The 22222-nt window shown below is 71.5% G+C and carries 24 protein-coding genes and 1 riboswitch; of the genes, 12 read left to right on the plus strand and 12 right to left on the minus strand.

What is annotated here, in order from left to right; all coding sequences use genetic code 11:
- Positions 1-38: 38 nt before the first annotated feature.
- Together BN159_RS36430 and BN159_RS36435 are read right to left on the minus strand one after the other, a co-directional pair.
- Positions 39-266 carry a DUF397 domain-containing protein gene (locus BN159_RS36430; protein WP_015662049.1) on the minus strand — a complete coding sequence of 76 codons (228 nt, stop codon included), beginning with the start codon at positions 264-266 and terminating at the stop codon, positions 39-41.
- 9 nt (positions 267-275) lie between these two features.
- Positions 276-1142 (minus strand): helix-turn-helix domain-containing protein, encoded by an 867-nt coding sequence (locus BN159_RS36435; RefSeq protein ID WP_015662050.1) that lies wholly within the window; start codon positions 1140-1142, stop codon positions 276-278.
- A 212-nt stretch (positions 1143-1354) separates the two neighbouring features.
- On the opposite strand from BN159_RS36435, the gene BN159_RS36440 reads away from it, so the two are divergent.
- On the plus strand, positions 1355-1813 hold the full coding sequence (locus BN159_RS36440) for an ATP-binding protein (protein ID WP_015662051.1): 459 nt from the start codon (positions 1355-1357) through the stop codon (positions 1811-1813).
- Positions 1814-1889: 76 nt separating this feature from the next.
- Here the strand turns inward: BN159_RS36440 and BN159_RS36445 are convergent, their stop codons facing one another.
- Together BN159_RS36445 and BN159_RS36450 are read right to left on the minus strand one after the other, a co-directional pair.
- The gene (locus tag BN159_RS36445) at positions 1890-2363 is read right to left on the minus strand and encodes a C40 family peptidase (RefSeq protein ID WP_015662052.1); all 474 of its coding nucleotides are present in this window, start codon (positions 2361-2363) and stop codon (positions 1890-1892) included.
- 3 nt (positions 2364-2366) lie between these two features.
- Positions 2367-2558, minus strand: a riboswitch (cyclic di-AMP (ydaO/yuaA leader).
- 494 nt (positions 2559-3052) lie between these two features.
- Entirely contained in the window at positions 3053-4024 is a 972-nt protein-coding gene (locus BN159_RS36450) for an ABC transporter permease (RefSeq protein WP_015662053.1), read from the minus strand.
- A gap of 138 nt (positions 4025-4162) precedes the next feature.
- Here BN159_RS36450 and BN159_RS36455 point away from each other — a divergent pair, with 138 nt between their 5' ends.
- The 7 genes from BN159_RS36455 (at position 4163) to BN159_RS36485 (ending at position 9417) form a co-directional block, all read left to right on the plus strand.
- Complete coding sequence (locus BN159_RS36455; protein WP_015662054.1) at positions 4163-4792, plus strand: TetR/AcrR family transcriptional regulator; 630 nt, start codon at positions 4163-4165, stop codon at positions 4790-4792.
- A 128-nt stretch (positions 4793-4920) separates the two neighbouring features.
- Complete coding sequence (locus BN159_RS36460) at positions 4921-5223, plus strand: urease subunit gamma (RefSeq protein ID WP_015662055.1); 303 nt, start codon at positions 4921-4923, stop codon at positions 5221-5223.
- Positions 5224-5237: 14 nt separating this feature from the next.
- The gene (locus BN159_RS36465; protein ID WP_015662056.1) at positions 5238-5549 is read left to right on the plus strand and encodes an urease subunit beta; all 312 of its coding nucleotides are present in this window, start codon (positions 5238-5240) and stop codon (positions 5547-5549) included.
- Positions 5542-7263, plus strand: coding sequence for an urease subunit alpha (locus BN159_RS36470; protein WP_015662057.1), 1722 nt, complete (start codon positions 5542-5544; stop codon positions 7261-7263). Before BN159_RS36465 ends, BN159_RS36470 begins: the two co-directional genes overlap by 8 nt.
- A complete protein-coding gene (locus BN159_RS36475) occupies positions 7263-7937 on the plus strand; it encodes an urease accessory protein UreF (protein WP_015662058.1) in 675 nt (224 codons plus the stop codon). The genes BN159_RS36470 and BN159_RS36475 overlap by 1 nt, the downstream gene beginning before the upstream one ends.
- 44 nt (positions 7938-7981) lie before the next feature.
- A complete protein-coding gene (gene ureG / locus BN159_RS36480) occupies positions 7982-8659 on the plus strand; it encodes an urease accessory protein UreG (RefSeq protein ID WP_015662059.1) in 678 nt (225 codons plus the stop codon).
- On the plus strand, positions 8647-9417 hold the full coding sequence (locus BN159_RS36485) for an urease accessory protein UreD (RefSeq protein WP_041820384.1): 771 nt from the start codon (positions 8647-8649) through the stop codon (positions 9415-9417). Before ureG ends, BN159_RS36485 begins: the two co-directional genes overlap by 13 nt.
- Before the next feature lie 18 nt (positions 9418-9435).
- Here BN159_RS36485 and BN159_RS36490 read toward each other — a convergent pair whose 3' ends face one another.
- The 7 genes from BN159_RS36490 to BN159_RS36520 form a co-directional block, all read right to left on the minus strand.
- The gene (locus BN159_RS36490; RefSeq protein WP_015662061.1) at positions 9436-10461 is read right to left on the minus strand and encodes an NAD-dependent epimerase/dehydratase family protein; all 1026 of its coding nucleotides are present in this window, start codon (positions 10459-10461) and stop codon (positions 9436-9438) included.
- A gap of 49 nt (positions 10462-10510) precedes the next feature.
- Positions 10511-11236 (minus strand): lysophospholipid acyltransferase family protein, encoded by a 726-nt coding sequence (locus BN159_RS36495; protein ID WP_015662062.1) that lies wholly within the window; start codon positions 11234-11236, stop codon positions 10511-10513.
- Between the two features lie 138 nt (positions 11237-11374).
- Positions 11375-12604 carry a PP2C family protein-serine/threonine phosphatase gene (locus tag BN159_RS36500; protein WP_015662063.1) on the minus strand — a complete coding sequence of 410 codons (1230 nt, stop codon included), beginning with the start codon at positions 12602-12604 and terminating at the stop codon, positions 11375-11377.
- A gap of 69 nt (positions 12605-12673) precedes the next feature.
- A complete protein-coding gene (locus BN159_RS36505; protein ID WP_015662064.1) occupies positions 12674-15121 on the minus strand; it encodes a SpoIIE family protein phosphatase in 2448 nt (815 codons plus the stop codon).
- 123 nt (positions 15122-15244) lie between these two features.
- On the minus strand, positions 15245-16462 hold the full coding sequence (rocD, locus tag BN159_RS36510) for an ornithine--oxo-acid transaminase (protein ID WP_015662065.1): 1218 nt from the start codon (positions 16460-16462) through the stop codon (positions 15245-15247).
- Entirely contained in the window at positions 16459-17271 is an 813-nt protein-coding gene (gene ddaH / locus BN159_RS36515; RefSeq protein ID WP_015662066.1) for a dimethylargininase, read from the minus strand. The genes rocD and ddaH overlap by 4 nt, the downstream gene beginning before the upstream one ends.
- A 121-nt stretch (positions 17272-17392) precedes the next feature.
- Entirely contained in the window at positions 17393-17908 is a 516-nt protein-coding gene (locus tag BN159_RS36520; RefSeq protein ID WP_015662067.1) for an Lrp/AsnC family transcriptional regulator, read from the minus strand.
- Between the two features lie 78 nt (positions 17909-17986).
- On the opposite strand from BN159_RS36520, the gene BN159_RS36525 reads away from it, so the two are divergent.
- Genes BN159_RS36525 through BN159_RS36540 form a run of 4 tightly spaced genes read left to right on the plus strand, consistent with a single transcriptional unit; the run spans position 17987 to position 22035 of the window.
- Positions 17987-18736: a LytR/AlgR family response regulator transcription factor gene (locus BN159_RS36525; RefSeq protein WP_015662068.1), complete on the plus strand. Its 750-nt coding sequence runs from the start codon at positions 17987-17989 to the stop codon at positions 18734-18736.
- Between the two features lie 2 nt (positions 18737-18738).
- Positions 18739-19107 carry a hypothetical protein gene (locus tag BN159_RS36530; RefSeq protein WP_015662069.1) on the plus strand — a complete coding sequence of 123 codons (369 nt, stop codon included), beginning with the start codon at positions 18739-18741 and terminating at the stop codon, positions 19105-19107.
- Between the two features lie 7 nt (positions 19108-19114).
- Complete coding sequence (locus tag BN159_RS36535; protein ID WP_015662070.1) at positions 19115-20824, plus strand: sodium/solute symporter; 1710 nt, start codon at positions 19115-19117, stop codon at positions 20822-20824.
- Positions 20821-22035 (plus strand): sensor histidine kinase, encoded by a 1215-nt coding sequence (locus BN159_RS36540; RefSeq protein WP_015662071.1) that lies wholly within the window; start codon positions 20821-20823, stop codon positions 22033-22035. The genes BN159_RS36535 and BN159_RS36540 overlap by 4 nt, the downstream gene beginning before the upstream one ends.
- Positions 22036-22038: 3 nt before the next feature.
- Here the strand turns inward: BN159_RS36540 and BN159_RS46320 are convergent, their stop codons facing one another.
- A complete protein-coding gene (locus BN159_RS46320) occupies positions 22039-22209 on the minus strand; it encodes a hypothetical protein (protein WP_015662072.1) in 171 nt (56 codons plus the stop codon).
- Positions 22210-22222 lie beyond the last annotated feature (13 nt).

A 22222-nucleotide genomic window follows, 5' to 3' on the forward strand; every position in this document is an offset into this window, starting at 1 on the left:
GGAACTGATCGAGACCGATCCGAACGGATCGGGAACTGTCAGGACTGGAACGCGGCCGTGAAGTCCGCCCAGCTCTCGGGGGAGAAGAGCAGCGCGGGTCCGGCCGGGCTCTTGGAGTCGCGCACGGCGAGCAGTCCGGCCCCTGGACCGGTCAGCGGCCGAGCCGTCTCCACGCAGTTGTTCGCACCCGTGCTGTAGCTGCTGCGCACCCAGTGCGCCGCAGGCAGATCGGTACTGGAAGGTACGTGCCGAGGCATTGCAGACATGGTGCCTCCTTACGCGCCGTCAGCTATCGCGGCGATGTAATCCAACGTTTCCTCGGGCGAAAGGGCGTGGATCTGAAGGGTGGTGAAGGCCTCCGTGTACGCCTGGAGGTCTTCTTTCCGTTCGAGGTAGAGGCTACTCGTAAGGTGGTCGAGAACAACCACATCCAGATCAGAAGTGCGCGAAAATGAGAAGATAACGAAAGGCCCCGTGATACCGATGTGCGCTCCCGCGGTGAACGGCAGTACCTGAAGGCACACTTGAGGCAGCCGCCCCGCCTCCACCAGCCGCCACAGCTGTCGGGACATCACCCCGGGACCGCCGATGTTCCGGCGCAGCACCGCCTCGTCGAGCACCGCGCTCAACTCCAGCGGCGGCAGCCCGCGCAGCACGTCCTGCCGGGCCAGCCGCACCTCGACCAGCGCGTCCAGCCGTTCGTCCGTCTCATCGAGACCGCCCACCGCGGCCCGGGTCACCGCCCGCGCGTACTCCGGCGTCTGCAACAGCCCCGGCACCACGGAGGTCTCCAGCGTGCGCATCGCGCTCGCCTGGGACTCCAGGCTGATGAAGTCCCGGTAGGTCGGCGGCAGTACCCCGCGATACGCGTGCCACCAGTGATGCCGTCCGGCCCCGCCGTCGGACCCCGCCAACACCAGCAGCAAGTCCCGTAGTTGGGAGTCGCCGACCGCGTAGGCATCCAGGAGTAACCGCACATCGGCCGGTTTCACCCCGCTGGCACCGGTCTCGATCCGGCTCACCTTCGACTGGTGCCAGCCCACCAGGCGCGCCGCCTCACCGCTCGTCAGGCCCGCACCGGTGCGCAACGCACGCAGTTCGGCGCCCAGCTTTCGGCGGCGTACCGCCGGCCCGTGCTGCATGCGCTACTCCTTACTCCAACCGGGCCGCCCAAATACGGTCTCGCGTAGCAGAGTTCACCGCTTTGAGCGACAGATATATGCATATCTTGGTGGATCGCCACCGTGACCGGCGAGGTAATGGCAGTCTGGCGATGAAGCACCAGTCCGGGACCGTACTCGAACCATCCGCTCCGTGTCGGACTGCGGTCCCGTGGGAAAGGGACGACGTCGCCATGGCAGACCATCTGGAAGCATCCGTCACTCTGCCGAGCGATCCCGCCTCGGTCTCCGCGGCGCGTGGCTATGTGGTCAGCACCCTCGCGGAATGGGGGTTGCCGGTCGAGACGGAAGTGGCCGACACCATCAGGCTCATCGTCTCCGAACTCGCCACCAACGCCGTACAGCACACGCTCGGTCAGTCACCCACCTTCACGGTGGACATCGAGCTGCACCATGACGAGCAACTGCGCATCGGGGTGACCGACAGTCACCCGCGTTTTCCCAAGCGGCTGCCCGCCGCCGTCCAGCAGGACAACGGGCGCGGACTGGTGATCATCCGCTGGCTGACCGCGGAGTGCGGCGGCCGCCTCAGAGTCCGGCCGACCCGTGAGGGCGGCAAGACGGTCTCCATCGAACTGCCCTGGACGGCCCCGGCCCGCCCGGTGACGATCGTGGGGCAGCAGGAGCCATAGGTTCGTGGGCGCGCCCTCATGACGCCCGTCAGGGCGGCGGCGGGTCAGATGCGCCGCCGCCCCTGAGGGTCGCCGGTCAGCTCACCCGGCCGTACCAGACGCTCTTGGTCCAGATCTTCTGCAGCCTCACCACGTCCCCGGTCTTCGGGGCGTGCCAGATCTTCCCCTTCCCGGCGTAGATGCCGACGTGGTACACGTTCGACCCCGAGTGGAAGAACACGAGGTCGCCGGACTTGCGGCTCTTGGCGGAGATGTGGCGCGTCTTGTTGTACTGCTGGGCCGCCGTACGGGGCAGCGTCTTGCCCGCCTTCTTGTACGAGTACAGCGTGAGCCCGGAGCAGTCGAAGCGGTGCGGTCCGATGGCGCCCCACTTGTACGGGGAGCCCTTCTTGGAGGCCGCGACCTGGAGTGCCTTCGTCGCCGGTGTGGCCGCCTCCGCCTCGGAGGAGAGGCCGGGGGCCACGATCGAACCGCCCACGGCGGCGATGGTGAGAGCCGAAGCCGTGCCGGCCCGGGCCATCAGCGACGGGACACGATTGAGCGCAGTCATGCGCAACCCTTCGTCAGCCGCCTGTGAAGGATGACCTGTCGGATTCGGGCTGGCGAAGTAGCCCGGCCGCGTAAGCGGCTTCACCCCAAGGGCTGCTCGGCGCGAACTTCCGTGCCGGCGACCCGTCGTGCTTGGGTCCTCCACTCCTGCCGATCCACTCCTGTCGACCGGTCATCCGGGCGGCGGCAGGACTCGGCGTCCGCCCGGACCGCCCCGCCGCTGTGGCGGGGGCTTGTCGTCAGACAGGGATCTTGACTCACCGATGTCCGAAAATCCCAATGGAACCGGGGATTTGTGGCGTTACTCACCACTCACCCGTTCGGGTGGACACTGGTCCATTCGAACGATCGTCGAGTGCCCGGGGGATGCCCGGACCAGGCACGGAACGTCCATTTCGGTCCCCGAGCCACGCGCGTTGCGCAACCCTGACGGGTCGCCAAAAGGAGAGGTGACTACGCCAAAAGGGGGTACGTCGTTTGGTCCGTTTCAACTCAGAGCCGGACGACTCGAGATCGCGGCGGGACGCCCGCACCGCGCTCACGTGCGTCAACTGTCCGAGCGCGACGCCACCGTGACGAGAGTCGCGCGGCGCTGTCCGTCCAGCACACGCGGCGCATGTACCGGCGCATGGGCGGGATCGGGCGGACCGACGACGCCGAGGTGACGGTCGATCAACTCGCCCTTGGCCCCTATGACACCGAGGCGAGTTCCCGCTCCGCCGCCGGCTCGCTCTCCGTCCGGGACTTCAGCAGGGCGCCGAGCACCACCGCGCCGAGGCCGAGCGCCGCCCACCAGGTCAGCGTCAGGACGGGACCGGTCGCCGCGGCGCCGTCGAAGAACGCCGTGGAGCGCAGCGCGCTCGCGCCCGCGCCCGGCGGCAGCCACTGCCCGATCGCGCCGACCGGCTGGGGTAGCATCTCCGGCGCCGAGGCCGCCCCCGAGAAGGGGTTGCCGAGCAGCATCATGACGCCTGCGGTGATCCCGATCCCGGGGGTCCCGATCAGGGCCGCAAGACCGGCGACGGCGGCGCCCACCGCCAGAGTCGCCAGGCTGAACACCCCTGCCTCCGCCCACCAGTTGCCGTCGACGACCCCCAGCCAGCTGTGCGCCACGGCCGCCGCGGCGAGGCCCACCAGCGCGGCGGACGCGACCAGGGCGGCCACCGCCCGAGTGCCGCGCAGACCGAGCAGCGTCACCACCGCGCCCCCGGCGATACCGGCCAAGGCGAGCGGCAGCACGCTCGAGGTGAGGGCCGCGCCCCGGGGATCGTCTGCGGGCGCGGGCACCACATCGACGGTCCGGACCTCGGTGCCCATGGCGGCGGCCTGCTGCTGGAGCAACTGGGCCACGACCGGACTTCCCGCAGAGGCCGTGAGCAGCTCGGTGCCGCCCGGGGTCACGACGATCGCGCCGTATACGGACCGGTCCTCGACGGCGTCCCGGGCAGCGGCCTCGTCGGCGTAGCGGTGGATCTCGAACGCCCCCTCGTGTCGGGCCAGTTGGCGTTCCACCTGGGCGGTGGCGGCGGCCGGACCGGCCACGCCGAGCGGCAGGTCGCGGGGTGCGGTGCGGGCGGCGGGCCAGGCGAAGGCCCACAGAGCGAGGGCGGCGAGGACCGGGACTAGGACGACGACCGCGATCAGTCGGCGGCGGGTGGACATGGTTTCCCCTTGCGTACGCGGTGGTGCTCACAGAGATCGACTCTTAAAGAGAACGATCATTCGTTTTAGTGGAGGCATCAGCGTCGCGCCGCCCGGCCCACTTGTCAAGAAGGAACGTTCGTTTTAAATTGAGGGACCATGGCCCGCGTATCCCAGGAACATCTCGACGCCCGCCGCCGCCAGATCCTGGAAGGCGCCGCCCGCTGCTTCGCCCGCAACGGCTTCCACGCCACCTCCATGCAGGACGTACTGAAGGAGGTCGACCTCTCGGCCGGAGCGGTGTACCGCTACTTCAGCGGGAAGGACGAGCTGATCTCCGCGATCGTCAAGGGCGTCCTCGCCGAGCTGGTCACCGTGTTCGAGGAGGTCACCCGGCAGAGCCCGCCCCCGCCGCTGGACGAGCTGGTCGGCGAGGTGCTCGGCCGCGCGATGCGCATCTGGGGCTCCCTCACCATCGACGACGCACCGGCCTTCCCGAGGCTGATGATGCAGGTCTGGGCGGAGACGGCGCGCGACCCGGACCTCTCGGGCGTGATGGACGAGGTGTACGGCGTGGTGAGCGTGGCCTGGACCCGGGTGTTCGAGGGCTACCAGGACGCCGGCATGATGCGGGCGGACATCCCAGCCGAACACGTCGCCCGGACCATGGTCGCCGCCGTGCAGGGCTTCATCGCCCAGCAGTCCCTGTTCGGGCCGGTTCCGGTCGAGGTCCTCCAGGACGGACTGCGCGCCCTGATGAGCATGGCCGCGCCGCGATCGGACGCCTGACCGGATCACAGCTCGGTTAACGTTCCCGAAACTCGGTCCAACTAGCCTCCCTCCACGCCACCAGGGACTTTGCCCGTGGCCGCGGCAACCGGGCCCCGCACGGTCCGGAGCGAGAGGTGAGGTGGGACGTGCAACTGACCCCGCACGAGCAGGAGAGGCTGCTGATCCATGTCGCGGCCGACGTCGCCGAGAAGCGCCGGGCCCGCGGGCTCAAGCTCAACCACCCCGAGGCCGTCGCCCTCATCACCTCCCACCTCCTCGAAGGCGCACGCGACGGCCGTACGGTCGCCGAGCTGATGTCCTCCGGCCGCAAGCTGCTCACCCGGGACGACGTCATGGAGGGCGTCCCGGAGATGATCCACGAGGTCCAGGTCGAGGCGACCTTCCCCGACGGCACCAAGCTCGTCACCGTCCACGAGCCGATCGTCTGAGGGAGGGCGCTTCGATGATTCCCGGAGAGGTCCACTTCGCTGAGGGGCCGATCGTCTACAACGCAGGCCGTGAGGTCACCCGGCTGACCGTCCTCAATGCCGCCGACCGGCCCGTCCAGGTCGGCTCCCACTACCACTTCGCCGAGGCCAACCCCGGTCTGGACTTCGACCGCGCCGCCGCCCGCGGCAAGCGGCTCAACATCGCCGCCGGCACCGCCGTGCGCTTCGAGCCCGGGATCCCCGTCGACGTCGAACTCGTCCCGCTGGCCGGCGCCCGTGTCGTGCCCGGACTGCGCGGGGAGACCGGAGGTGCCCTCGATGCCTGAGATCTCGCGTGCCGCCTACGCCGACCTGTTCGGCCCGACGACCGGGGACCGGATCCGGCTCGCCGACACCGATCTGCTCGTGGAGATCGAGGAGGACCGCTCGGGCGGGCCCGGACTCGCCGGTGACGAGGCCGTGTTCGGCGGCGGCAAGGTCATCCGCGAGTCCATGGGCCAGTCGCGTGCTACGCGCGCAGACGGCACCCCCGACACGGTCATCACCGGTGCCGTGGTGATCGACCACTGGGGCGTCGTCAAGGCCGACATCGGCATCCGCGACGGCCGGATCGCCGGCATCGGCAAGGCGGGCAACCCCGACACCATGGACGGGGTGCACCCGGATCTCGTCATCGGCCCCGAGACCGAGGTCATCGCGGGCAACGGCAAGATACTCACCGCCGGTGCCATCGACGCGCACGTCCACTTCATCTGCCCGCAGATCGCCGACGAGGCGCTCGCCTCGGGCATCACGACGCTGATCGGCGGCGGCACCGGACCTGCCGAGGGCTCCAAGGCGACCACCGTGACACCGGGGCCGTGGCATCTGGCGCGGATGCTGGAGGCGATGGAGTCCTATCCGCTGAACATCGGCTTCCTCGGCAAGGGCAACACCGTCTCGCACGAGGCGATGCTGTCGCAGATCCGCGGGGGTGCGATGGGCCTGAAGCTGCACGAGGACTGGGGCTCGACGCCCGCCGTCATAGACGCCTCGCTGACCGTCGCCGACCGTACCGGCATCCAGATCGCCATCCACACCGACACCCTGAACGAAGCCGGGTTCGTCGGGGACACCCTCGCCGCCATCGGGGGCCGCGGCATTCACGCGTACCACACCGAGGGCGCGGGCGGCGGGCACGCGCCGGACATCATGACCGTGGTCTCCGAGCCGCATGTGCTGCCCAGCTCCACCAACCCGACGCGGCCGTTCACCGTCAACACCGCCGAGGAACACCTCGACATGCTGATGGTGTGCCACCACCTCAACCCGGCGGTCCCGGAGGACCTGGCCTTCGCCGAGTCCCGGATCCGGCCGTCCACGATCGGCGCCGAGGACATCCTGCACGACCTCGGCGCCATCTCGATCATCTCCTCCGACTCACAGGCCATGGGCCGCGTCGGCGAGGTCGTCCTGCGCACCTGGCAGACCGCGCATGTCATGAAGCGGCGGCGAGGGGCGCTGCCGGGGGACGGGCGCGCGGACAATCTGCGGGTACGGCGCTATGTCGCCAAGTACACGATCAACCCGGCCCTCGCCCAGGGCATCGCCGGGCAGGTCGGGTCCGTGGAGTCCGGGAAGCTGGCCGATCTGGTGCTGTGGGAGCCCGCGTTCTTCGGGGTCAAGCCGCAACTCGTCCTCAAGGGCGGGCAGATCGCGTACGCGCAGATGGGCGACGCCAACGCCTCCATCCCGACGCCGCAGCCGGTCCTGCCGCGGCCGATGTTCGGGGCGATCGGGCGCGGGCCCGCCGCCAATTCCGTGAACTTCGTGGCGCCGCTGGCGATCGAGGACGGGCTGCCGGAACGGCTCCAGCTCGGCAAGCGGTTCGTCGGGATCGACTCCACGCGCGGAGTCACCAAGGCCGACATGCGGGAGAACGACGCCCGGCCGCGTGTCGAGGTCGACCCCGACAGCTTCGCCGTGCGCATCGACGGGGAGCTGGTCGAGGCCACTCCTGCCGTCGAACTGCCCATGGCTCAGCGGTACTTCCTCTTCTGATGTCCAGGGCAGCGCTTCTCGTCCTGGCCGACGGCCGCTTTCCCGCCGGGGGGCATGCGCACTCCGGTGGGGCGGAGGCGGCCGTCAAGGCCGGGCGGGTGACCGGGGCGGCGAGTCTGGAGGAGTTCTGTCGCGGGCGGCTGCACACCGTGGGCCGGGTGTGCGCGGCGGTCGCGGCGGCGGCGTCCCTCGGGGTGGATCCGGTGGCGCTGGACGCGGCGGCGGATGCGCGGACGCCGTCCCCTGCGCTGCGGCTTGCTGCGCGGAAGCTGGGGCGGCAGTTGATGCGGGCCGCTCGGGCCACCTGGCCCTCCGGTGAACTCGACGCTCTCGCCAGGTCGTTCCCCAAGGGGGCCCATCAGCCCGTGGTGCTCGGGGTGACGGCCCGCGCGGCCGGGCTCGGTGCGGTGGATGCCGCGTACTGCGCGGTGTACGAGAGTGTCAGTGGGCCTGCGTCCGCGACGGTGCGGCTGTTGAGTCTTGATCCGTTCGACGCTACGGCTGTGCTGGCTCGGTTGGCGCCTGAGATGGACCTGGTCGCGGACCAGGCGGTGGAGGCGGCGCGGGACGTCGTCGACACGGGCGTCGAGGCCCTGCCCGCGGGGTCGTCGCCCCTGTTGGAGATCGGGGCGGAGGTCCATGCGGCCTGGGGGGTGCGGCTGTTCGCGTCCTGAGTCCCGCCTCGAACCGAGCACCACCGGCAGAACTGGAGCCGTACATGCATCTTGACCACACCCCGCACGGGCCGTCCGCCGTCAGCGCCGACGCCCGTCGTCCCGACGGCTCTCGCCGTGCCCTTCGGATCGGGCTCGGTGGGCCCGTCGGGTCGGGGAAGACCGCCACAGTGGCCGCGCTGTGCCGTGCCTTGCGCGATGAGCTGTCGCTGGCCGTCGTCACCAATGACATCTACACCCGCGAGGACGCCGAGTTCCTGTTGCGGGAGGCCGTTCTGCCGGCCGAGCGGATCACCGCCGTCGAGACGGGCGCCTGTCCGCACACCGCCATCCGTGACGACATCTCCGCCAACCTCGAAGCCGTCGAGGACCTGGAGGACGAGGTCGGGCCCCTGCACCTCGTGCTCGTGGAATCCGGCGGGGACAATCTGACCGCCACCTTCTCCAAGGGCCTCGTGGACGCGCAGATCTTCGTGATCGACGTCGCGGGCGGCGACGACATCCCGCGCAAGGGCGGGCCCGGGGTGACCACGGCCGATCTGCTCGTCGTCAACAAGACCGATCTCGCCCCCTACGTCGGCTCCGATCTCGCCCGGATGGCCGCCGACGCCAAGGCGCAGCGCGCCGAACTCCCCGTCGTCTTCCAGTCCTTGCGCGGCGAGGACGGCGTCCGGGAGGTCGCCGACTGGGTGCGCGCGCAGCTCGCCGCGTGGGCGGCGTGATCGCCGCCGGCGTCACCGCCACCGCCCGCATCGGCGCACGCGGTGACGGCAGGGGCGGTACGGCGCTGCCCGTGCTGGAGGGCGATGGGCCGCTCGCCCTGCGGCGCACCCGGGGGAGCGGTGCCGAGGCGCGGGTCATGCTGGTCGGTGCCATGAGCGGACCCCTCGGCGGCGACCGGTTCGCCGTCGAGGCCGAGGTGGCGGCCGGGGCCCGGCTGCACGTCGGATCCGCCGCCGCGACCATCGCCCTGCCCGGCCAGGCCAAGGGCGCGGCCCGCTACGACGTACGGATCACCGTGGCCGACGGCGGCGAACTGCACTGGCTGCCCGAGCAGTTGATCTCCGCCGCGGGCAGCGAGCTGTTCGTCACCACGCGGGTCGATCTCCAGGCCGGTGCCCGGCTGGTCCTGCGTGAGGAGCAGGTCCTCGGGCGCGTGGGCGAGGAACCGGGGCGGCTCACCAGCCGACTGACCCTGCGCGTCGCCGGGCGCACCGTCCTCGATCAGGAACTGGCCTGCGGACCCGGCGCCCCGGGCGGCTGGGACGGTCCCGCCGGGCTCGCCGGACATCGCGCGGTCGGGCAACTCGTCGTCGTACGACCCGAGTTCGAGAAAGCGCCGGATGCCGCTCGGGTGCTCGGCGAACAGGCCGTACTGATGCCGCTGCCCGGGCCCGCCGTACTGGTGACCGCCGTCGCAGCGGACGCGCGGGTGCTGCGCCGGATCCTGGACGAGGCGCTGGCGTCGCTCACTCCCTGAGTCGCGCTTCCTGCGCGCTCACCTCTCGAACCACGCGTCCTCCGCCGCGTAGTCGAACAGGTCCGGGTACACCTTCGCGAGCAGCGGGAACGCCTCCCGCCAGTCCCGCTCGGCCAGCACCCGCTCCAGCCACTGCACCGTCTCGGGCAGCGCCTGTACGTAGGTCGTCACCGGCCGGTAGCCCAACTCCCGTTCGGCAGCCGTCATGTCGCACACCACCGGGCGCTCGGCCGACCACGGAGTCCGTCCCACGGCGGGGTTCGGCGGCGGGCCCTCCAGGAGGACCGTCTCCGGGTCCACGCCCATCACCGCGTCCACCGCCGCCCCGATCTCCGCGACCGTCGGTGCCTGCGGATCCGCCGCGTTGAGCACCCGCGAGCCCGGCCGGGCCGCCGCCAGCCGGATCAGCTCGGCGAGGTTGCGGGTCCCGGACGGATGGAAGCGGCTCTCTCCGGAGAAGGCGAGCGCTCTTCGGCGGCGGCCGTCCAGGTTGCGCTTGACGAAGTACAGTTCGCGGGGGAGCGGGCTGTACGGGCCGTGGACCGCGCAGGCGCGGAGCAGAGTGGTGGGCAACGCGCCGGCGGAGGCGAGGAGTTCGTGCTCCAGTGCCGCCTTGCCCGAGCGGTAGGTGTCCCCGTCCGCCCGGACCGTCGGCTGGTCCTCCCGGATCGGCACCGGATACGCGGGGAAGCCGTCCGGCTCTCCCATCGTGGCGAAGCCCCGGCCCCGGTCGTCCTCGTACACCTCCGCGCTGGAGATCACCACCGCCGAGCCGATCCGCCCGGCCAGCGCGGTCAACTGGTGGGCGTGCGCGGCGCCGTAGGCCACCAGGTCGACGACCGTGTCGCAGCCGTCGCCGATCGCCGCGGCCAGCGCGGAGTCGTCGTCGCGGTCGGCCGCCACCACCCGCACCTCGTCCGGCCAGCCCTCGACCCGGGTGGCGCGCCGGGAGAGTGCCGTCACCTCCCAGCCGTCCCCGGCGAGGGCGGCCACCGCCGCACGACCGATCTGTCCCGTCGCCCCGATCACCACCACGCGTCCCATGCGGTGAGGGTACGGTCGTCAACTCACCTTGATCCAGCGGAACATGCCCTCAGCCGAGCGGCATCTTCGGGAACCTGCGCGTCTTCTGCTCGCGGGCCGCGGCCTGCTCCGCCTTGGCGACGGCCGCGTACTGGTCGACGTACTCCTGCTCGGAGAGGGACAGGATGGCGTACATGATCTCGTCGGTGATGGCGCGCAGGATGGCCTTCTCGTTCTCCATGCCGGCGTAGCGGGAGAAGTCCAGGGGCTTGCCGAAGCGGATCACCACGGGGTGGATGTTCGGGATGACCTTGCCGGGCGGCTGGGCCTCGAAGGTGCCGATCATCGCGCAGGGGATCACCGGCACGCCCGCCTTGAGCGCCATGACCGCGACGCCGACCTTGCCCTTGTACAGGCGGCCGTCGTGGGAGCGGGTGCCCTCCGGGTAGATGCCCAGCAGTTCGTCCTTGCGCAGGACGCCGAGGCCCTCGCGGATCGCGGCCTGGCCGGCCTCCTTGCCGGAGCGGTCGACCGGGATCTGGCCGGCGCTGCGGAAGAAGAACGCGGTCAGCCGGCCCTTGAGGCCGGGCCCGGTGAAGTACTCGGCCTTGGCCAGGAAGGTGATGCGGCGCTTGAGGATCGCGGGCATCAGGAAGTGGTCCGAGAAGGACAGGTGGTTGCCCGCCACGATCGCCGCCCCGGACGACGGGACGTGTTCCAGCCCTTCCGTGCGCGGGCGGAAGACGAGTCTCAACAAGGGGCCCAGCAACACGTACTTGAGCAGGTAGTAGAACAAGGAGGCGCTCCTCTACTTGCAGGTCAACCGGCGTGTTGTGGGGGTGCCAGTGTAGGCACAGGCGGGTGGGGCGGGAACCGGCTCGGAGGCGACTGGCGCGGACCTTTCCGACGACCTTGACAGGGAACTCACAACCCGTCAGAGCCGCACCACCACCAGCGCCGTGTCGTCGGTGGCGCCGCCGGGCGGCAGCAGGTCCAGCAGGACCGCGTCCGCGAGGGTCTCGGGGTCGTCGTGACAGTGCCGGACGAGGGAGTCGGCGAGCCGGGCCAGACCGGCGTAGATGTCCTCCCGTCTGCGTTCCACCAGGCCGTCGGTGTAGAGCACGAGGGTGGCGCCCTCGGTGAACTCCGTCTCCGCCTGCGGTCGTTGGACGGGATCGGGGCGGGCGTCGAGCGGCGGGTCGGTGGCCCGGTCGAGGAACTCCACCCGGCCGTCGGGGTGCAGCAGCGCGGGCGGCGGATGCCCGGCGCTGCTGTAGGCGATGGTGTGCCGGTCGAGATCGACGAATGTGGTGACCGCGGTGGCCGATTCCGCACCGTCGACGACATGCGCGTACCGGCCGAGGACGTCGAGCGCCTGGCCCGGCCCCTCGGCGACTCGTGAGGCGGCGCTCAGCGCGCTGCGCAGCTGGCCCATCACCCCGGCCGCCGCGAGGCCGTGGCCGACCACGTCCCCGACGGAGACGCCGATGCGGTTGCCGCCGACCAGGTCGACCAGGTCGTACCAGTCCCCGCACACGTTCAGCGCGCCGACCGCGGGCCGGTAGCGCACCGCGACGGCCTGGTGGCGGACCTGGCGGCGGGCGGGCAGCATCGCCTCCTGGAGGGCGAGCGCGACCTCCCGTTCGCGGGCGTGGGCCTGCCGGAGCCGGTCGTTGAGCTCCTGGAGTTCCCGGGCCCTGGTGTACAGCTCGGCCTCCATCACGCGGGCCCGGCTGCCGGTCGGGCCGCCGCGGGCCCGGATCAGTTCCGTGACCTCCTCGACCCGGTGGACCAGCAGGACCACCTTGCCGTCGGGGCCGAGGACCGGGGCGTTGACCGGGCTCCAGTAGCGCTCCTCCCACTGCCCCGGCCGTTCCACGGACTCCACGTCGTAGCGCTGGAGCGCCATCACGTCCCGCTCGCCGGTGGCGACCACCCGCTGGAGGGAGGCCGCCAGATTGCGCATGCCGGTGGCGGCGGAGTCGTTGGGGTTGTCGGGGAACGCGTCGAAGAGATAGCGGCCGACGAGGTCCTCGCGGCTGCGCCCGGTCATGAGCAGGAAGTCTTCGTTGACATCCGCGTAGATCAACTCGGGTGTCAGCAGTGCCACCATGCCGGGCAGGGCCTGGAAGACTGCCCCGTAGTCGATCGCCGTGTCGCTCATGAGTCCCGCCTCATCACCGAGATCACCCCAGTTTGGCATGGCATGTGGCATATGCGCCCAAGGTGCCGATCAGTCCACCGGCTCCGTGAGGGACTGCTCGGCCCAGATGATCTTGCCCTCGGGGGCGAAGCGCGTGCCCCATCGCTGGGCGAACTGGGACACCAGCAACAGCCCCCGGCCGCCCTCGTCGGTGGCGCGCGGATGGCGCAGATGCGGGGCGGAGGCGCCGCCGTCCAGGACCTCGCAGATCAGCGAGCGCTCCTTGATCAGCCGCAGCCGGATGGGCCCGGCCGCGTGCCGGATGGCGTTGGTGACCAGCTCGCTGACGATCAGTTCGGTGGTGAAGGCCAGCGGCTCCAGATCCCATTCGGAAAGCTGGCGGGTGGCGCCCTTGCGGGCGTCGGCGACCACGGCGGGATCGCTCGGCAGGTCCCAGTCCGCGACCTGGTCGGAGCCCAGCAGCCGGGTGCGGGCCATCAGCAGCACCACGTCGTCCTGCGGCCGCACCGGGACCAGCGCGTCCACCACGGCCCTGGCGTGCAGCGCGAGGGAGGGCGCGGTCCGTTCCAGGGCCGGGCGCAGCCGGTCCCGGTCCGCGTCCCTGGTCCCGGCGTCGCCGCGGGCCAGCAGGCCGTCGGTGTACAGGGCGAGCGTGCTGCCCTCGGCCAGCACCAGCTCGACCGCCTCGAAGGGCGGGCCGCCCACGCCGAGCGGCGGCCCCTGCGGCAGATCGACGAAGGTCACCTCGCCGTCGGGCAGCAGGACGGCGGGGGAGGGATGGCCGGCGGCGGCCATGGTGCACTGCCCGTCCACCGGGTCGTACACCGCGTACAGGCACCCCGCCCCCACGCCCCGCATGCTGTCGGCGCCCTCGGTGTCCGGCGCCACGCCCTCGTCCCGGGCCGACCTGCCGACCAGGTCGTCGAGATGGGCCAGCACCTCGTCGGGCCGCAGATCCAGCGCGGCGAGCGTCCGTACGGCCGTACGCAGGCGGCCCATGGCCGCGGCGGCGTCGATGCCGTGCCCCGGCACCTCGCCCACCACCAGCGCGACCCGCGCCCCGGACAGCGGCACGAGGTCGTACCAGTCGCCGCCGAGGCCGGTCAGCTCGTCGGCGGGCCGGTAGCAGGAGGCGACCTCCACGGCGTCCTGGTCGCACAGCCGGTGGGGGAGCAGACTGCGCTGGAGGACCAGGGCGGCGTCCCGTTCGCGGGTGTAGCGGCGGGCGTTGTCCACGCAGACAGCGGCCCGCGACACCAGGTCCTCGGCGAGCCGCAGATCGTCCGCGTCGAACGGCTCCTTGCGGCTGCGCCGGAAGAACGTGGTGATCCCCAGCGTGACGCCCCGCGCGCGGACCGGCACGATCATCACGCTGTGCAGCCCCAGCTCCCGGAAGGTGGCCTCCCGGCCCAGCACGTCCACGGCCCATTCCCGGGCGAGCGGATCGAGCCGCTCGGCACGCCAGGAGCGGCCACTGGTCAGCGAGCGGATCGGCGGCGACCCCGCGAGATAGGTGGCCACGGCTCCTATGCCGACGGCCGCGTCCTCGGTTTCCGAGCGATGTCCGGCCCGGCGCAGCGCCACCGGCCCGGTCCGGCTCAGCGGCCCGGGTGCGGGTTCCCCGCCGCTGAGCACCGAGTCGAGCAGATCCACCCAGACCAGGTCGGCGAAGCCCGGCACCGCCACGTCCGCCAGCTCCTGGGCGGTGTGCACCACGTCCAGCGTGCGTCCGATGTGCCGGCCCGCGCGGTCCAGCAGGGCGAGCCGCTGTCGGGCCCGGTGCCGCTCGCTGACGTCGACGACCGTGTAGTACACGCCCATCGCCCGGCCCTGGTCGTCGTCGAGCCGGGTGAACGACATCATGTGCGCCGTCTCCCGGTACGGTGCCGAGCGCAGATGCCCGAGGTGCTCGTACCCGACGATCGGCTCCCCGGTCTCCAGCACCCGCCGCATCTGCGTCTCCAGGGCCGCCGCGTCCAGGCCCGGCTGGATGTCCGCGAGCCGCCGCCCCAGCCGCTGGTAGGGCGGTCCGCCGCCGTACTCCTCCAGCGCGGCGTTGGACCAGACGAACCGCAGATCGGTGTCCACGATCGCTATGCCGACGGGCGAGCGGGCCGCCATCTGCTCCAGCACCGTCCGGCTCATGTCCCAGCCCGGCGCCTGCTCCATCTCCGACAGCAGCGCCAGCCAGCGCGCCGAACCGTCCTCCTCCGGCGCGGCGACGACCCGCGTCATCACCCGCACCGGGGTCCCGTCCGCGCGCCGGGCGGTCAGCAGCCCCGCCCAGCCGCCGTCCCGGCGGCACCGCTCGCCCAGCTCCGGGAGGCGCGCCGCGTCCTCGTCCGTCAGCAGCCCGGCCACCGGCCGGCCCACCACCTCGGCCGGACCATAGGCCAGCAGCCGCTGGGCCGCGTGGGTCCAGCAGGTCACCAGACCCCGGTCGTCGAGCAGCACGGGCACGGCATCGGCCACATCGAACCGATGCCGTGCTGCGGCGCGCTCCTCCTGTGTGCCCACGGCCGACCTCTCCGTCGCTGAGAGTCGCTGAGAGTGGTCCACGTCAGTGGTCTACCACCTCTGATCCCAGTGTTCACCCTCGCAGTGCGAAGGAGAGACGGCCACTGCGGGCACTCTCCTCGCCTACTTCAGTACCTTCTCCAGCGCGGCCAGCGCACCCGCCAGCTCCTCGGCGGTGATCGTCAGCGGCGGAGCCAGCCGGATCGTGGAGCCGTGCGTGTCCTTGACCAGCACGCCCTCCCGCATCAGCCGCTCACTGATCTCCCGGCCGGTGCCCACCGAGGGGTCGATGTCCACGCCCGCCCACAGGCCGCGGGCGCGGAAGCCGACCACGCCCTTGCCGACGAGTTCGGTCAGCCCGTCCCTCAGGCCGACGCCGAGGTCGGCCGCCCGGCGCTGGAACTCGCCGGTCTCCAGCAGCTCCACCACCGCGGTGCCGACGGCGGCGGCCAGCGGGTTGCCGCCGAACGTGGAGCCGTGCTCGCCGGGCCGCAGCACCCCGAGCACCTCGCGCTTGGCCACCACGGCGGACACCGGGACGATGCCGCCGCCCAGCGCCTTGCCGAGCAGCAGCATGTCGGGCACGACCGCCTCGTGCTCGACGGCGAGGGTACGGCCGGTGCGGCCGAGGCCCGACTGGATCTCGTCCGCGATGAACAGACAGCCCTTGCGGCTGGTCAGCTCCCGCACTCCGGCCAGATAGCCGTCGTCGGGGATGACCACGCCCGCCTCGCCCTGGATCGGCTCGATGAGGACCGCCGCCGTGGTGTCGTCGACGGCCTCCTCCAGCGCGGCCAGGTCGTTGTAGGGGACGACCCGGAAGCCCGGGGTGAAGGGTCCGAAGCCGGAGCGGGCGGTCTCGTCGGTGGAGAAGCTGACGATGGTCGTCGTACGGCCGTGGAAGTTGTCCGCCGCGACCACGATGGTGGCCTGGCCGTCCGGGACACCCTTGACCTCGTACGCCCACTTGCGGGCCACCTTGACCGCGCTCTCCACGGCCTCGGCGCCGGTGTTCATGGGCAGCACCATGTCCAGGCCGGTCAGCGCGGCCAGGCGCTCGGCGAACTCGGCGAGCTTGTCGTTGTGGAACGCCCGCGAGGTGAGCGTGAGCAGATCCAGCTGCCGGTGGGCGGCCTCGATCAGCCCGGGGTGGCGGTGGCCGAAGTTGAGCGCCGAGTAGCCCGCCAGCATGTCCAGGTAGCGGTTGCCCTCGACGTCCTCCACCCAGGTGCCCTCGGCGCGCGCGACGACGACCGGCAGCGGGTGGTAGTTGTGCGCGAGGACGGGCTCCTCGGCGCGGATCAGGTCGGCGGAGGAACGGGTGTGCGCGGGTGCGGTCATGAGCGGATCTCCTGGGTGCAGCACTTGATGCCGCCGCCGGCCTTCAGCAGCTCGGACAGGTCGACGGGGACGGGGACGTAGCCACGCAGGGCCAGCTGGTCGGCGAGGGCGGTCGCACCGGGCGCGATGAAGACGTGCAGGCCGTCGGAGACGGAGTTCAGACCGAACGCCATCGCGTCCTCACGGGTCGCCAGCACCGCGTCCGGGTACAGCCGCCGGAGCACCTCGCGGCTCCCCGGCGAGAACGCCTCCGGGTAGTAGGCGATGTTGTTCTCGTCCAGCACGAACAGCGCGGTGTCCAGGTGGTAGAAGTACGGGTCCACCAGCGTCAGGCTGATCACCGGGACGCCGAAGAACTCCTGCACCTCGCGATGGGCCTCGCGGGTGGTGCGGAAACCGGTGCCGGCCAGCACATAGCGGCCCGCGGGGACCAGGTCGCCCTCGCCCTCGCACACCGACTCGGGGCGGTAGACGTCGAATCCGGACGCCTTGAACCACGTCTCGTAGTGGGTGGACTCCGGGCGCCGCTCGGCCGCGTGGAAGAGCGAGCCGAAGACCCGGCCGTCCACGCTGACCGCGCAGTTCGCGGCGAAGACCATGTCGGGGAGTCCGGGGACCGGCTCCACGGTGTCGACGGCGTGGCCGTGGGCGCGGTAGGCGCGGATCAGCGACTGCCACTGCTCCTGGGCGAGATCGACGTCGACCCGGGTGTCGGGTTGCATCCAGGGGTTGATCGCGTACTGCACGGCGAAGTGTCTGGGTTCGCAGACGAGGAAGCGCCGCCGGCGCGGCACACGGGTTTCGGGCACAGAGGGGTTCCTCCGCTTCCTGCGGTGGGACTGGGTTGACACCACGGTAGAAAGTGACCCAGACGCCCGACAAGGAACAAGGGCTGCGTGTTCACGCAGGAATGCTGCGTTGTTTCCCTGCTCAGCGCAGGTCTGATGCGCCCTCTCCCGTGCTCTCCGGGGCCGCTTGGCTCGCGCCGGCCTCCGGACTGTCCGGGAGTAGATGGGACAGCACCATCACGCTGATCGTCTTCCGGATGAAAGGCTCGACGCGGATCCGCTCCAGCACCTCCTCGAAGTGCTCCACATCCCGTGCCCGCACGTGCAGCAACGCGTCCGCGCCACCCGTCACCGTCATCGCCGCGGTGATCTCCGGATAGTTGCGCACCACCTCCGCCAGCCGCCGCGGCGGGGCCGCGCCCTCGCAGTACACCTCCACGTACGCCTCCGTGCGCCAGCCCAGCGCCGACGGCTTCACCGTGGCCGTGAACCCGGTGATCACGCCGGACTCCCGCAGCCGGTCCACGCGCCGTTTCACGGCAGTGGAGGACAGCCCGACGGCCGCGCCGATCTCGTTGAAACTGGTCCTGGCGTTCGCCATCAGGGCGGTGATGATCTTCCGGTCGAGCTCGTCGAACGGCGTGGTCCTGCTGTTCATGGCGGCACCCTACCCAGCGGAAACGTCCACAGCCCGGCCCGTGTGCAGGCGTACGAATTGCTCCTACACTCCACGTTCATGCTGCGTGCCCTGGCTGTCGACGACGAACGCCCCTCGCTGGAGGAACTGCTCTACCTCCTGAACGCCGATCCCCGCATCGGCAGCGCGGAGGGCGCCGGGGACGCCACCGAGGCGCTGCGCCGGATCAACCGGGCGCTGGAGTCGGGGCCCGCCGGGCCCGAGGCGATCGACGTCGTCTTCCTCGACATCAACATGCCCGGCCTCGACGGCCTGGACCTCGCCCGGCTGCTCGGCGGGTTCGCCAAGCCCCCGCTGGTCGTGTTCGTCACCGCGCACGAGGACTTCGCCGTGCAGGCCTTCGACCTCAAGGCCGTCGACTACGTCCTCAAGCCGGTCCGCAAGGAGCGCCTCGGCGAGGCCGTCCGCCGGGCCGCCGAACTGATCGGCGCCGGGCCCCGAATACCCGTGCACGAGCCCGACCCGGACCACATACCCGTCGAACTCGGCGGCGTGACCCGCTTCGTGCCCGTCGAGGAGATCACCCATGTCGAGGCCCAGGGCGACTACGCCCGGCTGCACACCGACAAGGGTAGCCACCTGGTCCGCATCCCGCTGTCCACCCTGGAGGACCGCTGGCGCTCCCGCGGCTTCGTCCGCATCCACCGCCGCCATCTGGTCGCCCTGCGCCACATCGGCGAACTCCGGCTGGACGCGGGCACGGTCAGCGTCCTCGTCGGCGCCGAGGAACTCCAGGTCAGCCGGCGCCACGCGCGCGAGCTGCGGGACCTGCTGATGAGGAGGCCGTGACCGTGGCCGCCCAGGACCCCGCCGACCGCCGCGTCGTCGTCACCGGACCGCCCCGGCGCACGCGCCCCGCCTCCGGCTACTACCGCCCGCGCACCGAGATCGACGAGCAGACCACCCTCGGCCACACCTACGTCCGCTCCCTGATGCGCTCCCAACTGCGCGCCGCCCTGGCCGTCGTCGCCGTCCTCGGACTCCTGATCGGCCCGCTGCCCCTGCTCTTCGCCACCATCCCGGACTCCGACCGCCTGGAATGGACCGTCCTCGGCTTCTGCCTGTACGCCCCGCTCGTGCTGCTCGCCCGCTGGTACGTGCGGCGCGCCGAGCGCAACGAGCGCGACTTCGTCCGCCTCGTCGAGGACCAGGACCGCTGAGGGGCACGTGAACGAGAACTTCGCCGTCCCCGCCGTCGCGCTCGTCGTCCTCGCGACTGTCTTCGTCGGCGCCTTCGGCCTGCGCATCTCCCGCACCACCTCCGACTTCTACGTCGCGTCCCGCACCGTCGGCCCCCGCCTCAACGCCGCCGCCATCAGCGGCGAGTACCTCTCCGCCGCCTCCTTCCTCGGCATCGCCGGACTGGTCCTGGTCCAGGGCCCCGACATGCTCTGGTACCCGGTCGGCTACACCGCCGGATACCTGGTCCTGCTCCTGTTCGTCGCCGCCCCGCTGCGCCGCTCCGGCGCCTACACCCTCCCCGACTTCGCCGAGGCCCGGCTCGCCTCCCAGGCGGTACGACGGCTCGCCGGAGCCTTCGTCGTCGGCGTCGGCTGGCTCTACCTGCTGCCCCAACTCCAGGGCGCCGGGCTGACGCTGACCGTGCTCACCGGCGCGCCCGACTGGCTCGGCGGAGTGATCGTGGCGGTCGTGGTGGTCGCCATCGTCGCCGCGGGCGGCATGCGCAGCATCACCTTCGTCCAGGCCTTCCAGTACTGGCTGAAGCTGACCGCCCTGCTGGTGCCCGCCCTGTTCCTGGTCCTCGCCTGGCAGAGCGACGGCGCGCCCCACCACGCCTTCGACGAACCCGCCGCCTTCCGCGAACAGCGCACCGTTCGCGTCGACGACAGCCTGGACCTGCGCCTGGAACGACCGCTGACCGTCACGGTGAGCGGCACCGTCGACGGCCGCGCCCACGAGGAGCAGCGCCTCGAACTCCCCGCCGGCACCCACCGCATCGACCGCGGCACCCGGCTGACCTTCGCCGAGGGAGCGGCCCTTCCCGAGGCCGAGCGCGACAGCGACGGCAGCCTGTCGCCGTCCCAGGCCGAGAGTCGCGGCGAGCGCCCGCTGTACGCCACGTACGGACTGATCATCGCCACCTTCCTCGGCACCATGGGCCTGCCCCATGTCGTCGTCCGCTTCTACACCAGCCCGCACGGAGTCGCCGCCCGCCGCACCACGGTCGCGGTCCTGGGCCTGATCGGCGCCTTCTACCTGCTGCCCCCGGTCTACGGCGCCCTCGGCCGCCTGTACGCCCCCGAACTGACCCTCACCGGCGACGCGGACGCCGCGGTCCTGCTGCTGCCCGAGCGCATGATCGGCGGAGTCGGCGGCGACCTGCTGGGCGCGCTGGTCGCCGGGGGCGCCTTCGCCGCGTTCCTGTCGACCGCCTCAGGGCTGACCATGGCCGTCGCGGGCGTCCTCACTCAGGACGTCCTCCCCTCGCGCGGCGTACGGCACTTCCGGCTCGGCACGCTGCTCGCCATGGCCGTACCGCTCGCGGCGAGCGCCCTGGTGGGCGGGCTGCCGGTCGCCGACGCGGTGGGGCTCGCCTTCGCGGTGTCGGCATCGTCCTTCTGCCCGCTGCTGGTGCTCGGCATCTGGTGGCACCGGCTCACCCCGCCCGGGGCGGCCGCCGGAATGCTGGTGGGCGGCGGCTCCGCCCTGCTCGCCGTGGCGGCGACGATGTCCGGCTTCCCCGGCACCGGAGCCCTGCACGCCCTGCTCGCCTGGCCCGCCCTCTGGTCGGTACCGCTGGCCTTCCTCACGATGATGCTGGTGTCCCTGGCCACCCCGAGCCGAGTCCCGTCCGGGACAGCGGCGATCCTGGCCCGGTTCCATTTGCCGGAGGAACTGGCGGAGGTGAAGTCATGAGTGGGTTCATTGCCGGACTGTGCGTCGCGATCCTGCCCCTGCTGGCCGCCGGGTTCTGGCTCGGTCGGCGCACCGCCCGCCCCGAGAGTCAGGGCGGACTCGGCACGCCCGTCGAGCACGCCACCTTCGAGACCCTGCACACCGCCTCCCTCGCCGCGCCCCCGCTCCGGGCGGGCCTGACGGAGGAGACGGCCCGCAAGTCGGCGCGCAGGCTGCGCTCGCTGCTCGGCACGGACGCCCTGTGTCTCACCGACCAGAAGGAGGTGCTGGCCTGGGACGGAGTCGGCGCCCATCACCGTGCCGAGATCATGGAACGCCTCTCCGGACCCCTGGACTCCGGCCGCGGCGAGGCCTTCCCGCTGACCTGCGACACCCCCGACTGCCCTCTGCGCTGGGCGGTCGTCACCCCCCTCACCGTCGACGACCGCGTTCACGGCGCCCTCGTCGCCTGTGCGCCCCGCGAGTCCGCCGTACTGGTCCGGGCCGCCGGAGAGGTCGCCCGCTGGGTCTCCGTCCAGTTGGAGTTGGCCGATCTGGACCAGTCCCGCACCCGGCTGATCGAGGCCGAGATCAAGGCACTTCGCGCCCAGATCTCCCCGCACTTCATCTTCAACTCGCTCGCGGTGATCGCCAGCTTCGTGCGCACCGACCCCGAACGCGCCCGCGAACTGCTCCTGGAGTTCGCCGACTTCACCCGCTACTCGTTCCGCAGGCACGGCGACTTCACCACGCTCGCCGACGAACTCCACGCCATCGACCACTACTTGGCACTGGTCCGGGCGAGATTCGGCGACCGCCTCTCCGTCACCCTCCAGATCGCCCCCGAGGTGCTGCCGGTCGCCCTGCCCTTCCTCTGTCTCCAGCCGCTGGTGGAGAACGCCGTCAAGCACGGCCTGGAGGGCCGAGCCGCCACCACCGGGAAGTGCAGGATCAGCATCACGGCCCAGGACGCGGGCGCGGAGGCCCTGGTCGTCATCGAGGACGACGGCGCCGGAATGGACCCCGTCCTGCTGCGCCGCATCCTCGCCGGCGAGGTCAGCCCCTCCGGGGGCATCGGCCTCTCCAACGTCGACGACCGGCTCCGTCAGGTCTACGGAGACGACTACGGCCTCGTCATCGAGACCGCCGTGGGAGCGGGGATGAAGGTGACCGCCCGGCTGCCCAAGTACCAGCCGGGCGTGCACTCCGCGGGCCGGCTGACCGGCGCCTGAGGGTCACGTACTGCGCGTGACCACCATACCGAGGGTGATCAGCCCGAGCACGACCCAGCCGAACCACAGCCAGCCGTTGCTGCCGAGCGCCACCGTGTAGGCGGTCACCACGACGAGACCGCCGACGGTGAGCACCCCCATCGTCCGCGTAGAGCCGTCCGTAGAACCGGGCATCGCAACACCCTCC

It is taken from the genome of Streptomyces davaonensis JCM 4913 (assembly GCF_000349325.1).
Taxonomy (GTDB): Bacteria; Actinomycetota; Actinomycetes; order Streptomycetales; family Streptomycetaceae; genus Streptomyces; species Streptomyces davaonensis.